Origin of the sequence: Paenibacillus sp. BIHB 4019 (assembly GCF_002741035.1) — a bacterium.
In the GTDB taxonomy this organism is placed as follows: Bacteria; Bacillota; Bacilli; order Paenibacillales; family Paenibacillaceae; genus Pristimantibacillus.
On record NZ_CP016808.1, the window covers coordinates 6,788,701 to 6,804,281 of the forward strand.

A 15,581-nucleotide genomic window follows, 5' to 3' on the forward strand; every position below is an offset into this window, starting at 1 on the left:
GCAGTACCCTCAATATTGCAGACAAAGTCATATATAAATTAGTACCTTTCCCGTCAAAAAACGCAAAAAAACGACAGCAAACACGCCAGTTTCCCGGCGCTTGCTGCCTGCCGGGCACTGGCGTACCTGCTTATCCCCTTCAATTAGCGGCTTATTTGAACACTTGAGACAATGCCGTCACATAATGCGGCACCGCCTTGATCTCGTGAAACGCTGCGATTTCCACACCTTCAAAGCGCTCCACGAACGCCTGATTTACAAACGTATGCGTCGTACCTTTTCGAATCGGAGTAATCGCGAGCTGAAGCTCATTATCCATTAGTACATTTTGGAAACCCTTTAGCCCAATCGGCCAAGCTTGGCCATAATGGATATGGTCCGTCAGCAGCTCATTATTCAAATAAGCAGCCGCTACATCTCCATCATATTCAATATGAAGAAACAAGTCTGCTACCTGCTCTGGCCAAAAAGCATCGATTTGCACGGCCGCATGACGACTTGACGTCTTCTTGATGAGAAGCTGAGGTTCATAGTCCGCAACCTTCACCGTATACGTTTGGAGCAGGCCTCCCGCTGCAGGAGAAAGGCTGCCTTGGCTTGATTTGAGCTCGGCTTCAGCTGCCGGATACATGGCAACTTGCCATTCCGCCTTGCCTGGCGAGGTGCAAATGAGCCGTCCGCCCGCTGCATAGAGATGGCTGTCGCTAATCAGCAGGCGTTCTTCTCCCCACACGCGGAGGCGATAGGTGTTCAGCGCTTCTTCTCTGGATAGGACGAGTATACGAACGACGTTTCCGTCTTTACGCTTCACTTCAGCGACATGCTGCTTGCCCACTGGAGGACGCACTATATAAACCCCGTCCTGCTGCTCCACAGCGCCGCCACCATCGCTAGTGATGCCCGCGACCGTATCCTCAGCTATAACAAGCTCTGGGCTCATTCCCTCATGCGCATAAAAGACAAGCAGCGGCTCCTCTAAATCCGCAAGCTTCGTCAATGGCTGAACCGTGGCGGAAACGATGCGGATGCCTGCTGCTTCCAAGTGGAACGGCAGCACCGCGCTAATTCCCTGCTTGAGCCGCAAGCTCCCGGCATGCGGAAATCTCGCCTGTCCTTTGGACGTACCCAGCGTCACCGACACCTCCTCCCGGTCTGGCATGTCCACATGGTCCTGAAAATTGTTCAGGAACAAGAAGCCCGAGCCGTCCTTCTGCCGCAGGCAATAGCGCAGCGCCTCCGTATTTTCAGGCAGCAGCTCCGCTTGTCCTTCCGGCAGCACCGTTCCCATCGGTGCCAAAATCGCACCGTAAGCTTCCATAAACAAGCTAAGCGTACGGATACGGTCGTACGATTCGCCAATGCGTCCAAACTCGCCCAGCGGAGACTGGTAATCATACGTTATTTTCGGCAAGCCGTATTCGTTGAGAAAACCATTTTCCCCGCGCGGATTCGAGCCGCCATGATACATATAATAGCCAAGCAGATTGCTGCCGCTAGCCAGCTTCACAAGCGTCATCGCTTCCACACTGTCCGGGCTCACATGCGGCCTTGCCGTATAGCTGACCTGCATGCCTCCTGCCATCTCGCAATATGCGACGGGATAGTGTGCAGAGGGATAATTGACTTTCTCCATCGGTGTTACATGAAGATCGCGAAAAATATATTCGCCGCTTGGCGGCTGATTAGGTATCCAAGGCGTATACGCATAGCCTGCAAGCATCGGGAGCGTGTCCGTTTCCGGCACCGCCGCTCCTCCCCATGCTGTTGCCGTAAAGAACAGCGGGCGAATGCCCGCTTCTGCCGCAATCGCTTTAAGCTTGTCCAAATGCGCATTGCCGCCCGTGCCCGAAGACATGAATATTCCGGTTTTGTAGCCCCATGAGTCCAGCGGAGCGCCGCAGTGCATAAATTCATTTTCGAGCTGAATTGCAATAACCGGGCCGCCTTCTTGAAACAGCGAGCCTTTCATCTGCCTTGCAATTTCGCGGTACAGGCGCGCTGCGTATTTCAAATACAGCTCATCATTCGAGCGAATGACGAGCGGCTTGTCGAACACCCAATCCGGAATGCCACCATTACGCACCTCGCCGTGGCAGAAAGGGCCGATTCGAAGCACGAGCGGCAGCTCCAGCTTGGCGCATAAATCTATAAAATGGCGGAGATTGCGGCTGCCATTCCAATTAAAGCGCCCTTCCTTCTCCTCGTGGTAATTCCAAAATATATAGGTAGCGATTACGTGCACCCCGCCTGCCTTCATCTTGAGCAGCTCTTCCTCCCAGTACAAATAAGAAAATCTGGAAAAATGAAACTCACCGACGACAGGAATAAAAGGCTCGCCATTGCGCGTCATGTAAAAATTCGTAAAACCGAAGCTTTCGCCTTTCGGATTGCTTCCTTTATTGCCGGACAATGTGCCTGTCCTAATCTCCTTATTGCGCTCATTCAGTTTTACAGCTATATGGTGCTTACTCATAAAGCCATTACCTCCTTTATCTTCCTCCACTGTACCGCGCCTATGCCCGCTTTTCCATTGACAATCATCTGTTCCTAATGGAGCATATTCTGATTTTGCGCGAATGCATCACTTGCGGCCGGAAGCTCCAACCGCTTACAATATAGCCATAAGAAATGAGGAGGCTTGCTTCGCCATGCTCAACAAAAAAACACAAGGCTTCGAGACGGAGAAGCTCATTGTTTTGCCCTCCTACCAGCTTGAGGAGATGACCAGCCACCCGATTATTCGCCAAGCTTATGTAACGGATATTGGCTATTTTCACCGGGCCAAGCACCATTACCGGGAGCGGCCCAAAGGCTGCGATTCTTATATTTTCATCTATTGCACGAACGGGGAAGGCTGGATCAAGCTCGGCGGCGAGGAGACGATTCAAGTAACGGAAAAAACCGTCTCCATCATTCCCGCCTTTACCCCTCATAGCTACGGGGCCAACACAGCGAATCCATGGAGCATCTACTGGTTTCACTTTCGGGGCGAGGAGCTGGTGCAGCTGCTGGAAAGCCTTGGCCTTGAGGCTGAGCTGCTCCACGTCTCCCTGCCGGAGGCGGAGAAAATCGTCGAGCTATTCAACCAATGCTACGAACTGCTTTCAGCCAAGTCCTATTCGGTCATTCATCAGCTGCATATTTCGCAAACGGTTCGTTATTTGCTCAGCTTCATTTCGCTCATTCCAAAGCGCAAGCAGGACGAGAAGATGCTCGCTTATATTGAACAGGCTATACAATTTATGAAGGAACAGCTGGAGGGCCATTTGACCTTGGACGATTTGGTTACGCGAACGCGCATATCCAAGCAGCATCTTAATCATCTTTTTAAACAATCTACCGGCTACGCTCCCATTGACTATTATTTGCGGTTGAAAATGCAGCGCGCCGGACAGCTTTTTGACCTTACCGACCAAAGCGTGAAAGCGGTCAGCCTGTCGCTCGGCTTTAAGGACCCGTATTATTTTTCCCGGCTGTTCAAGAAGATTATCGGCGTGTCGCCCACGGATTATCGCAAGCAGCTGAAGGGCTAGATCGCTATAGTCCATTGTCCTTAACCGGTATATTCATCAACTTTCGACTGATAGATTAAGAGACTAGCACATCTCTCTGGCATTTTAATAGAATATATGAACCGAAGCAGAAGGGGGATTGCATTTATGGAGCTTAACCGGGAGCTATTGCGAGCACGTGCCGCTGCTTTGCTCTCGCAGGCATCCAATCGGGCAAAAAAAGAGGTTATTGCGGGAACCAGGGCAAAACCGTTAGGCTGAATGGGAGACAACCAGCGGGAAAAGCGCCTTGCCCTGCGTTATGCAGGCAAGGCGCTTTTGGTATGGCTATTTGCTAACGCTTCACTCCCTGTAACATTACGTTTAGATTAAAATTCCGTTCAAATTTCTATTTTTTCAAGCTTTTCAAAAACACCATCAACCCACACTTGGTCATCCCATCGTTTTGGATCATGAAGTTTTCTATCAGCGGGGTGTCCTGTTACAATCGTATCTACACCATCTTTGTTTCCAAAGTAGAAATCAATGATTTTTAATGCCTTGTCTTCAGCTTGAACTAGCATCTTAACGTTCATTCCAGACCCTTGATTCGAGAAAGGCAAACTTACGTAATAGAGATTTCCATCCATTTTCTTGAACTCTGCTTCTTGGAATTCATTTTCCAAACCGAAATGGACACGGATTGCTCCCTTTAATTCTTTTCTTTGTTCAAGCTCTAACATTGTATTTGTGTATTTGAGAAGATTCTCATTAGATATGTAATTTCTAAAGGATACTGTTTCTTGTTCTGCAACAGCACCGGTATACAAATTCACAAAAGCTTTTCCAAATGCGGCTACCGTTTCTTGATCGTCCTCACTAATGTGATTCCCATTAATTGAAAATCGTTGATTGGCGAGGTCTTTTAATAGTTCTGCTGCTGATTTCTCTGGTCGTGCCAACGAAACTTCTTCAGCTGATGGTATATTCTCTGAGCCAGTTATTTGTTCTAATGCATCTCTCCCCTTTATTACAGGATTTGCTATCAATCCAATCCCAACTGTTAGCATAATGATGATTGAGAAAACAAATAACCAGAATTTTGGCTTTCTATAATGTAATACGTTTTTAATCCTCCCCTTCACATTTCCCTCGCCAAAAGCAAGCGGATTTCCATTCATAATAGGTTTATCCGCAGCAAGTGATAATAAGGATTTCGCGTAAGATTTTTTTATAGCCACATCAAAATCCATTTTTTTCAGTACACGCTCATCACAGGAAAACTCCATATCCCTACTCATTAATATGAATGCTACCCATACTAGAGGATTAAACCAGTGCACGGATAATAGTAAGAAGGCTGCTGGCTTAATGATATGATCCAATCGTTTAATGTGAGTCTGTTCGTGCAGCACGATGTAGCTGCGCTCCGTGGCATGGAGTCCAACAGGCAAATAAATGTTGGGTCGTATAATGCCAAGTACAAAAGGTGTTTTCAAATTCGCAGCTTCGTAGATATTCCGCTCTACCCGTTGGGCATTTCTGAGCTGTTTTTTTAAGACGAATACAGATGCAAGACTATAAATAAGCAAAACCAGCATACATAAAACCCAAATATATGATCCAAGCTGTATGTAAATCTGTAATGGATTCACGCTATCCTGGACAGCCATTGCTGGTATTGTTCCGCCTGCAATGGCATCGACCGCTTCGATCCCACTATTAATCTGCGAACTTTGCTGAGGCATACTAGCTTGAGGTATTGGATTTCGATCCCCGTTCCTTGGCAACAGACTAAATACACTCTCAAATGTGACTGGAACGACAAGCCGGAAAGCTGCCACTCCCCATAAAGCATAAGAGATGACCTTCGGGGCTTTTTTAAGCAGCAGCCTGATTAATATGACAACAAGAATGACATAGCTCGCTGTAAGGCTCATGTTTAAAACAGACAGAAATAGCTCGCTCATGATTCCCCCTCCTTGTGCTCATCAATCAGCTTTTTCAGCTCCTCTGCTTGGCGGTTATTTAATTTTTTGCCTCCCATAAAAGCTGTTAAAAATTTAGGCAATGACCCTCCATACGTATCTTCAACAAAACGCAGGCTTTGATTTGCATAATATTCATCCCTTGTAATCAAAGCAGAAACGACTGAATTTTCATTTTGCAATAAACCTTTTTCACACAATTTTTTCAGTACGGTATAGGTTGTGGACTTCTTCCAATTCATTTCCTCTTGACATCGCTTCACAAGATCACCAGAAGTTATAGGTTCGTTTTTCCAAATTAAATCGGTAAACTTAATTTCGCTTTCTGTAAGCTTGTAGCTTTTCATCTTCCCACTCCTTGGTCTATAAGTTATCGACCCCATATCTGTAGTCTATAACTTATAGACCAAATGTCAATAGTAAGCTGACCTAAACAACAAAAAAATACGCCAGACTGCCGCTGGCGAGCCAGGCGTCTGACGTAAGCTTGATTAAATGGAATTAAATTAATGCAGTCCTTCAAGCCCCAATTCCTGCTTGCCCTGCTGCTCTTCCGCTCCCGCCTGCACTTTGCCTCTGCGCAGAAACAAGCCGAGGAAAATGCCGACGATGGCAATAACGAGCATAATGCCGAACGTATAGCCAAATGCTTCTGGCGCTACCGCAAGCGTCGCTTTCTGCACTTCGGCAGGCGTCGTAAGCGGCAGCTGCTGATCCACAATGAGCGTCTTCACTCGTGACGAGAGCACCGTAACTAAAGTAGCAACCGCGAAGGAGCTGACAACCTGCTGCAAAGCGCTTGTTAGCGACGTGACCCGGCTGACGAGCTCGCGCGGCGCTTTTTGCAGCAAATGCGAGTTGAGCGGCATCATCATGAGGCCGGAGCCCATGCCCGCCATAATGAGCGGAAGCAGCAGGTCGCTGCCTTCTGTCGTCAAATCGACCTGCGTATACTGAAAAATCGCACCGGATACAAGGCTGAGGCCAATAACGACAAGCCAGCGCACCCCGATTTTATCGAACAAATAGCCGCCAATCGGCATCATAAACGCAGAAGCTAGCGCCTGCGGGAACAAGGTCAGCCCCGTATCAAAGGCGCCGTAGCCGCGAGCCTGCTGCAGAAATTGCGGAAGCAGGAAAATCGCGCCGAAAAGCGAAAATTGCAGCAGCCACTGCACAAAAATGCTGAATGAAAAGTCCACGGAGCGGAACACGCGAAGCTCCAGCAGCGGTGTTTTTGACCGCAGCTCTACGATAATAAATGCGATGAGCGCAATGCCGCCGATAACGAGCCCGCCAATCGTTTTATCCGACGACCAGCTTTCTGCGCCTTGCGTAACCCCGTAGGATAAGGCGGCAAATGCAAGCGGCCCTAAAATCATGCCCGGAATATCAATGCCGGCAACCTGCTTGCGCTCCGTCTTCGGCAGCTTCCAAAGGCCAAAAATAATGCTGAAAATGCCGACCGGAATGTTAATCAGGAAAATCCAGTGCCAGGAGTGATATTCTACGAGCCAGCCCGCCAAAATCGGGCCAACCGCAGGCGCGAGCAAAATCGGCACGCCCATCATCCCCATGACTTGCCCTACCTTATTCGGCGGGCTTAAACGAAACACATAAGCCATAGCGACCGGCATAACGAAACCGCCGCCCAAGCCTTGAATAATCCGAAATACGATGAGCCACTCGGCGCTGCTAGGCAATGCGCATAGCAATGATGCCAAGGTGAAGGCTACAACCGAGCCTAAAAATATATTTTTGGCTCCAAAGCGATCCGAAAGCCAGCCTGAAAGCGGAATAACCGCCGCCGTCGCCAGCATATAGCCCGTTACCGTCCATTGAATCGTTGGCAAATCGGTTTTAAAATCAATGACGAGTCTAGACAACGCCACATTCATCGCTGTTGAATCCAAAATAACCATAAATATGCCTGAAATAATGGCGATCATCGGTACGATAATGCTTGCCAAGCGGAATTCAGGCTCTGCGCCGCCTTTCGATGCTGCTTGCGACATTTGTTCTCCCCCTGCCTATCTACACAAGATGACTTACTTGCCCATTTCCCAATGGACAGCTGTCCCATCACATATAATAAGGGCATTTTACCTTATTGTCAAATATTTTAGTTGTTAAGTATTTGTAGGTTAAGCATTTCAGTTTCATGACCTTATAAACCTTTTATAAACCCTATTTAAACCTATGCCAGCCGTTTCCTTGCAGCACAAAAACCGCCATCCCGGCAGCAGCTGCATCCGGATGGCGGCTTGTATTTTATACCCAATCGGCTTTTTTACTACTCGGTTACCGTTCCGTAAATCAAGACAGGAGCTTCGACTTTGTCGCCGATACGGATATTGTCATAAATTTTCGCGAGCACATCGTCCACATTTTCACGATTGGCATGAATCGTTACGAGCGATTCGCCGGCTTTGACGGTGTCGCCAACTTTTTTATTCAGCATCAAGCCTACAGCCAAATCGATTTCCGAGTCCTTCGTTGCGCGTCCTGCACCCAGCAGCATCGCTGCTGTACCGATTTCGTCGGCAACAATCTCCGCTACAACACCGTCGGTTTTCGCTGGCACTTCAATTAAGTAAGCCGCTTGCGGCAGCTTCTCTGGATGGTCAACAACCGATGGGTCTCCGCCCTGATTGGCAATAAACACTTTGAATTTCTCCAGTGCTTTGCCATTGCGAATGACTTCCTTCAGCATTTCCTCCGCCTCTTCCAGCGAGCTTGCTTTGTTCGCCAAATACACCATTTGACGCCCTAACGCCAGACAAAGCTCCTCCAAATCTTTTGGACCTTTCCCTTGCAGCGTATCAATCGCTTCCTTCACTTCCAAGGCGTTGCCGATTGCAAAGCCCAGCGGCTGGCTCATGTCGGAAATGACAGCCATCGTTTTGCGACCCACGTTGTTGCCGATGCTCACCATCGCGTGCGCAAGCTCCTTCGCATCGTCCACCGTCTTCATGAAGGCGCCTGCGCCTGTTTTCACGTCAAGCACGATAGCGTCGGAGCCGGCAGCGATTTTTTTGCTCATAATCGAGCTTGCGATAAGCGGAATGGAGTTAACGGTAGCTGTAACATCGCGCAGCGCATACAGCTTCTTGTCAGCTGGCGTCAGGTTGCCGGATTGGCCGACGACCGCGATTTTATCCTTGTTCACGAGACGAACAAATTCTTCCTTCGCAAGCTCCACGTGGAAGCCAGCAATCGCCTCAAGCTTATCTGTCGTCCCGCCGGTGTGGCCGAGGCCTCGTCCCGACATTTTGGCAACCGGAATATCCAGCGCTGCAACGAGCGGGGCTAGAACGAGCGTCGTCGTGTCGCCAACACCGCCAGTGGAGTGTTTATCTACCTTCACGCCTTCAATGGCAGACAGATCGATCGTATCGCCGGAATTCACCATCGCCATCGTCAAATCAGCGCGCTCCTGCTCCGTCATATCCTTAAAGAAAATCGCCATTGCCATTGCGCTGGCTTGATAATCAGGAATTTCGCCCTTCGTATACCCTTGAATGAAGAAGTTAATTTCTTCAGCGCTCAGCACTTCACCATCGCGTTTTTTCTCAATCAGGTCTACCATTCTCATGCTGCATTCTCCTCACGGTTTTAAATAAATTTATAAGCTAGGCTACCTTGCCTATTACAAGGAAGTTACCGTTTCCAGTGCTACTTCCATCATGTCATTGAATGTGCTTTGTCTTTCGGCAGAAGTCGTTTCCTCGCCGGTCAGCAGGTGGTCGCTTACGGTCAAAATCGTCAGGGCATTGACGCCATATTTAGCAGCGAGCGTATAAAGCGCCGTCGTTTCCATTTCAACGCCAAGCACATTGTGCTCCATCAGCTTCTCGACAATGGACTTATCATCCCGATAAAAGCTGTCCGAGCAAAAAATATTGCCGACATGCAGCTTGAGGCCTTTGGCTACGCCGCGCTCGTAAGCCGCCTTCAGCAGCTCGAAGCTGGCAATTGGCGAGAAGTCATAGCCGCCGAATACGTGGCGATTCATGCTGGAATCTGTACAAGCCGCTTGCGCCAAAATAACCTCGCGCACGTTTACGCTTTTTTGCATCGCGCCGCATGTGCCGACACGAACGAGATTTTTCACTCCATATTCGCGAATGAGTTCATTGACGTAAATGCTGATGGACGGTACGCCCATGCCTGTTCCCTGCACCGAAATACGCTTGCCTTGGTAAGTCCCTGTAAAGCCCAGCATACCGCGCACTTCGTTGTAGCACGTTACATTTTCCAAATACGTATCCGCAATGTATTTCGCTCTTAGCGGATCGCCCGGCAATAAAATCGTTTCGGCGATGTCGCCTTGCTTTGCATTAATATGAACACTCATTGAAGGATCTCCTCTGCTTCTTTAATTTAGTTAGTTAGTTGATGCGTTCATTGGTTCGTTTAATGATGGCATGAAGCTGGTTCCATGATCAGGCAGTGTAACGCCGAAATTATCGGCAATGGATGCTCCAACATCAGCGAAGGTGCTTCTCAGCGCGAGCTGCCTGCCGCCTTGCTTGAAACGCGGCGAATAGACGAGCAAAGGCACATATTCGCGGGTGTGATCCGTTCCTTCATAAGTCGGATCATTGCCATGATCAGCCGTAATGATGAGCAAATCCTGCTCCGTCAGCTTGGCGAATACTTCTGGCAGTCTGGCATCATATTGCTCTAAAGCCTGTCCATACCCTAGCGGATCGCGGCGGTGGCCGTACAGCGCATCAAAATCGACAAGGTTTAGAAAGCTGAGGCCCTTGAAAGGCTCATCCAGCACCTCAACAAGCTTATCCATGCCATCTTCATTCGAGATGGTGCGAACGGCCTTCGTAACCCCTTCTCCATCAAATATATCGGCAATTTTGCCAAGCGATATGACAGCTAGCCCCGCATCCCTCAGCGTATTCATTACCGTTGGCTGAAAAGGCTTAAGCGCGTAATCATGGCGATTAGCGGTACGCTTGAAATGTCCGATTTCCCCTACAAACGGACGGGCAATAATCCGACCCAGCATATACGGGTCATCCAGCGTAATTTCCCGGCAGTATTCGCATATGTCGTACAGCTCTTTAAGCGGTACAATTTCTTCGTGCGCAGCAATTTGCAGCACCGAATCCGCCGAGGTGTAAATAATGAGCGCGCCTGTCTTCACATGCTCTTCGCCCAGCTCTTCAATAATTTCCGTTCCACTAGCCGCTTTATTGCCGATGACCTTGCGGCCTGTCTTCTTCTCAATACGGGCAATCAGCTCATCTGGAAAGCCATCTGCAAAGACGCGGAATGGCGTCTCGATATGAAGGCCCATCATCTCCCAGTGCCCTGTCATCGTATCCTTGCCGCTGGACGCCTCCTGCATTTTCGTATAAAAAGCAAGCGGATGATCCGCAGCCGGAACCCCGGCAACCGGTTCAATATTCGACAGTCCAAGCGCAGCCATATTCGGCATATGCAGTCCGCCCATCTCGCGGGCAATATGCGAGAGCGTATGGACGCCAAAGTCTCCGAACGCGGCAGCATCCGGCGCTTCGCCGATGCCTACCGAGTCCATTACAATTAAATGTATCCGTTCAAATGCTGCCATGCCTGGCACCGCCTCTCCTCAAGCGTAAACGGCTTTCGCCATCCTCTGGCGGCAAAGCTGCCGTTTCGCGTTGCAATATAAAGAAAAGATAGAAAAATCATATCCTTTCTTATATTTTAAATGAAAATTCCTGCAATCGTCGCCGACAGCACGCTGACCAGCGTTGCACCATACAGCAGCTTCATGCCGAAGCGTGCAACGGCATTGCCCTGCTTCTCATGCAAACCTTTGACCGCGCCTGCAATGATGCCAATGGAGGAGAAATTAGCGAAAGAGACGAGAAACACCGACACGACGCCGACTGCTTTAGCCGAAAGATCAGGATATTTGCTAATTTCCAGCATCGCTACAAATTCATTCGAAACCATTTTCGTGGCCATAATGCTTCCCGCATCAACGGCATCTTTCCACGGCACCCCCATAATAAAAGCGAAAGGAGCGAAAATAAATCCAAGTATTTGCTGAAAGGAAATGCCGAGAATGCCAAGAAACAATCCATTAATCATGCCGATGAGAGCAATAAAACCGATCAGCATCGCCGCGACAATAATCGCAACCTTGAAGCCGTCCATAATATATTCGCCCAGCATTTCGAAAAAGGTCTGCTTCTCCCCTTCCTCCTGTACTTGCAGCACGTCTTCGCCTTCCTCCACCGTATACGGGTTAAGAATAGAAGCGATAATAAAGCCGCCGAACAGGTTGAGGACGAGCGCGGTCACCACATATTTCGGGTCTAAAATTTGCATATACGAGCCGACAATCGACATCGATACGGTGGACATCGCCGAGGCGCACAGCGTATACAGGCGATGCTTCGGCAGCAGGCCAATTTGTTTTTTGACCGAAATGAATACTTCCGATTGGCCCAAAATGGCTGATGCGACCGCATTATACGACTCCAGCTTGCCCATGCCATTGACTTTGCTTAACACATATCCGATGCCCTTAACGATAAAGGGAAGGATTTTCAAATATTGCAAAATGCCAATTAGCGCGGAAATGAAGACGATTGGCAGCAGAACCGACAGGAAAAAGGAAAATTGTCCTTCATTTAAAATGCCTCCAAATACAAAATTGATCCCTTCCTGCGCGTAGGAAAGCAGATGCTCGAACACGCCGGAAAAACCTTTAATCAAGGTCGCGCCCGCAAACGTATTTAATAGCACAAAGGCAAGAACCACCTGCAAAACGATCATGATGGCAATCGGCTTGAAACGAATATTTTTCTTATTGTTGCTGACGATATAGGACAATCCTAGCACAACAAGCAGGCCTAATAAAGCTACGATGTATTTCATAGTTGCCGCCTCCTATTTTTTCATCATTATGGAAGTTGATTGGCTGAATAGAGCGCTTACAAATCTATGCTGATGCCGCCGCTCTTTCGTTTATCGAGAAAAGCGGGCCGCTCCTTCGAAAAGGAGCCGCACCGTGTTCTATGGTTACTTCATTAATAAGCGGCGCTGGATTGCTCGCCCTGCATGATTTTCACGCCGGAGCTTGCTCCGATGCGCGTTGCGCCTGCTTCGATCATTTTTTTCATATCATCAAGTCCCCGTACACCGCCCGATGCTTTCACTCCGAGCTTGTCGCCAACTGTTTTGCGCATGAGCGCTACGTCTTCAGCTGTTGCTCCGCCAGTAGAGAAACCCGTCGAGGTTTTTACAAAGTCAGCTCCGGCTTTCACTGCAAGCTCGCAAGCACGAACCTTTTCTTCATCGGTGAGCAGGCTTGTCTCAATAATGACCTTCACAATTGCTTTGCCTGCTGCCGCATCAACAACCGCTTTAATGTCCTGCTCCACGTAATCATCGTTGCCGTCTTTTAAAGCGCCAATGTTGATAACCATATCAATTTCGTCGGCACCATTTGCAATCGCATTGCCCGTTTCAAACGCTTTAACGGTGCTCGTCGATGCTCCTAATGGAAAGCCGATAACGGTGCAAACTTTGGACTTGCTTCCTGCCAGCTGCTCAGCGGCAAAAGCGACCCAAGTCGGATTTACACAAACCGAAGCAAATTCATATTGTTTCGCTTCCTCCGTCAGCTTAGCGATCTCTGCTTTCGTCGCGTCAGCACGCAGCAGCGTATGATCAATCATTCCAGACAAATTTAACATGACCTGTTCCCCTTCCCCATATACGAGTTCCTCAAATACACACTCAGTTTAACACGCATTTGGTCATATGTAAACATTAGCTTGGACTTATGTTCACAAAATAAAGCATTAAAATGCTGATATTCCGTTTTACCGCCAATTCCTTTAATAAATTACCCATTTTCGCTGTCTATCACTCATCAAATAATGAACATATGTAAAATTTATTTTTTAACAAAAAGAAAAACGCCTCCGCAGCTTCGTTCCTGCTGAAGGAATCGAAGATTACGAAAGCGTCCTAAATGGCTTCTTACTGGTCAGTATGGGTAGAATGGGCGGCATCATGCCCAAACCTATTTGCCACACCTATGCTAATCACTAAATTTGGAAGCATGGAAAGCTTTAATGTGCTGCCGAACTTCCTCAGCTGTGTCAAGATCAAGCACAACGCTTAGCAACTTGGCGCTATCCTGCACATTTAGTCTAGACAGCGTAAACTTTTGCTTCGCCAGAGAAGCCGCATCCATACTCCATTCATCCAGCTCCATTCCGAGCAGCAGCGGTGCTGCGAGCGGATCGCCCGCCATTTTACCGCACATGCCAACCCATTTGCCTTCCTTGTGCGCCGCTAGTATCAAGCTGCGAATCGAGCGGATAACGGCCGGATGGAAATAATCATATAAGTGCGCGACCTTCTCGTTCATGCGGTCAACGGCAAGCGTATATTGCACCAAATCGTTTGTGCCAATGCTGAAAAAGTCAACCTCTTTGGCGAAACGGTCCGCCAGCTGAATGACAGACGGAACCTCGGCCATTATACCGATTTCCAGTTTTTCATCAAAGGCGATGGCCTGCTCCTTCAGCTCGTCCATAATTTCAAGCGTCAACTGCTTGGCAGCGCGGAACTCCTGCATGGAGGATATCATCGGGAACATGATTTTAACGGTGCCGAAGGCGCTGGCACGAACAATCGCCCGAAGTTGGGTGCGGAACAGCTCCCGCTCATTCAGACAAAGGCGGATAGCGCGATTGCCGAGAAATGGATTGTCCTCGTGCGGCAAATCCCAATAGGACAGCTCCTTGTCTCCGCCAATATCCAGCGTGCGGATAACGATAGGCTTGCCTTTCCAAGCTTCAGCAAGCTGTTTATATACAGCAAATTGTTTTTCTTCGTCCGGGAAGGAGTCAGCGTTCATGAACAGAAATTCCGTTCGGAACAAGCCGGTCCCATGGGCCTCGTCCACTAGCCCTTCACGCATTTCCTCCGGCATGCCGACGTTGACAGCGAGCTCGATCAGCTTGCCATCCTCCGTCTGTGCTGGCAGCAGCCTGTATTTCTCAAGCTTCACTGCTGCGGATTGCTCCTCCTGCTGCCGGCCTTCATATTCCGAGCGGGTAGCCTGATCGGCATTCAGCACGATAACGCCCTCCGTACCGTCCAGAATCAGCTCCTCACCATGGCTCAGCTGCTCGAAAGCAGCACCAGTGCCCACAACTGCAGGAATGCCGAGCGAGCGGGACAAAATCGCTGTATGCGTCGTTTCTCCGCCAACCCGTGTCACAAAGCCAAGCACAATGCTGCGATCAAGCTGCACGGTAACGGAAGGCGTTAAATCTTCCGCTACTAAAATAACAGGCTCTGTAATACTCGCCAGATCCGGATAAAAAACCTGCTGCAAATGGCTCATGAGCCGATCCGCAACGTCCTTCACATCATGAATGCGTTCCTTTACATATGCATTGTTCATCTTCTCAAACAGCGCGGAAAGCTGGGCCAGCACGGTTTGTACCGCTTGTTCAGCGGACGCCTGCTTGCGCTTAATTTGACCGCGAATATCGCCGTAAAAGGCGGGATCATCCAGAAAGCTCAGCTGTCCCTCGATAATTGCCGTTTTGTCCTTCCCTAGCTTCGCCTCGGTTTTGGCAATGATCGCATTCAGCTCTGCTGCCGACTGGCGCTTCGCCTGCTCCAGGCGTTCAAGCTCCGCCTCCACCTGCTCCGGCTCAATCCGCTGAGGATAAGCCGCCTCTACAGCAGGCGCGCCATAGATGAATGCTTTCCCGAAGCGGATACCTTCCGAAACGCCGATGCCTTTGATGCGATGCTCGCTCATTGCTCTCCGAAACCTTGCTCGAATAATTCAGCAAGCTTGGCGACAGCCTGCTCCTCATCTTCGCCGTCTGCCGACAGCTTGACTTCAGCCCCTTTTTCCAAACCAAGCGCAATGATGCCAAGCACGCTTTTCGCATTTGCCTCCCCGCCGCCAACCACCTCTACGTAAATATCCGCTGTGAATTGTCCTGCTGCATTAGCTAGCACTTGGGCCGGGCGCAAATGCAGCCCTTCTACATTTATGATCGTTAATACACGTGTTTGCATCTCTCTGTCTCCTCCTTTAATCCCGCTGTGC

At 49.1% G+C, this 15,581-nt stretch carries 12 protein-coding genes; 1 reads left to right on the forward strand and 11 read right to left on the reverse strand.

The features are described from left to right. Window positions 1–151: 151 nt before the first annotated feature. Entirely contained in the window at window positions 152–2,473 is a 2,322-nt protein-coding gene (locus tag BBD42_RS29500; RefSeq protein ID WP_099521052.1) for a beta-galactosidase, read from the reverse strand. Window positions 2,474–2,648: 175 nt separating this feature from the next. On the opposite strand from BBD42_RS29500, the gene BBD42_RS29505 reads away from it, so the two are divergent. Continuing rightward, window positions 2,649–3,533, forward strand: a complete 885-nt coding sequence (locus BBD42_RS29505; protein WP_099521053.1) for an AraC family transcriptional regulator — start codon at window positions 2,649–2,651, stop codon at window positions 3,531–3,533. A 359-nt stretch (window positions 3,534–3,892) separates the two neighbouring features. On the opposite strand, the gene BBD42_RS29510 is transcribed toward BBD42_RS29505, so the two are convergent. The 10 genes from BBD42_RS29510 to BBD42_RS29555 all read right to left on the reverse strand — a co-directional run bounded on the left by BBD42_RS29510 (window position 3,893) and on the right by BBD42_RS29555 (window position 15,550). Further along, window positions 3,893–5,461 (reverse strand): M56 family metallopeptidase, encoded by a 1,569-nt coding sequence (locus BBD42_RS29510; protein WP_099521054.1) that lies wholly within the window; start codon window positions 5,459–5,461, stop codon window positions 3,893–3,895. Then, complete coding sequence (locus BBD42_RS29515) at window positions 5,458–5,826, reverse strand: BlaI/MecI/CopY family transcriptional regulator (protein WP_099521055.1); 369 nt, start codon at window positions 5,824–5,826, stop codon at window positions 5,458–5,460. The genes BBD42_RS29510 and BBD42_RS29515 overlap by 4 nt, the downstream gene beginning before the upstream one ends. 159 nt (window positions 5,827–5,985) lie before the next feature. Further along, window positions 5,986–7,494, reverse strand: coding sequence for a DHA2 family efflux MFS transporter permease subunit (locus BBD42_RS29520; protein WP_099521056.1), 1,509 nt, complete (start codon window positions 7,492–7,494; stop codon window positions 5,986–5,988). Window positions 7,495–7,772: 278 nt separating this feature from the next. Further along, window positions 7,773–9,074, reverse strand: coding sequence for a pyrimidine-nucleoside phosphorylase (locus tag BBD42_RS29525; RefSeq protein ID WP_099521057.1), 1,302 nt, complete (start codon window positions 9,072–9,074; stop codon window positions 7,773–7,775). Window positions 9,075–9,128: 54 nt separating this feature from the next. Next, the gene (gene deoD, locus BBD42_RS29530) at window positions 9,129–9,836 is read right to left on the reverse strand and encodes a purine-nucleoside phosphorylase (RefSeq protein ID WP_046233744.1); all 708 of its coding nucleotides are present in this window, start codon (window positions 9,834–9,836) and stop codon (window positions 9,129–9,131) included. A 30-nt stretch (window positions 9,837–9,866) separates the two neighbouring features. Continuing rightward, window positions 9,867–11,072 carry a phosphopentomutase gene (deoB, locus tag BBD42_RS29535; RefSeq protein ID WP_099521058.1) on the reverse strand — a complete coding sequence of 402 codons (1,206 nt, stop codon included), beginning with the start codon at window positions 11,070–11,072 and terminating at the stop codon, window positions 9,867–9,869. A gap of 116 nt (window positions 11,073–11,188) precedes the next feature. After that, a complete protein-coding gene (locus BBD42_RS29540; RefSeq protein WP_099521059.1) occupies window positions 11,189–12,370 on the reverse strand; it encodes a NupC/NupG family nucleoside CNT transporter in 1,182 nt (393 codons plus the stop codon). Between the two features lie 152 nt (window positions 12,371–12,522). Beyond that, window positions 12,523–13,191, reverse strand: a complete 669-nt coding sequence (deoC, locus tag BBD42_RS29545; RefSeq protein ID WP_099521060.1) for a deoxyribose-phosphate aldolase — start codon at window positions 13,189–13,191, stop codon at window positions 12,523–12,525. Between the two features lie 350 nt (window positions 13,192–13,541). Beyond that, on the reverse strand, window positions 13,542–15,284 hold the full coding sequence (ptsP, locus tag BBD42_RS29550; protein ID WP_099521061.1) for a phosphoenolpyruvate--protein phosphotransferase: 1,743 nt from the start codon (window positions 15,282–15,284) through the stop codon (window positions 13,542–13,544). After that, a complete protein-coding gene (locus BBD42_RS29555; protein ID WP_099521062.1) occupies window positions 15,281–15,550 on the reverse strand; it encodes an HPr family phosphocarrier protein in 270 nt (89 codons plus the stop codon). Before BBD42_RS29555 ends, ptsP begins: the two co-directional genes overlap by 4 nt. Window positions 15,551–15,581 lie beyond the last annotated feature (31 nt).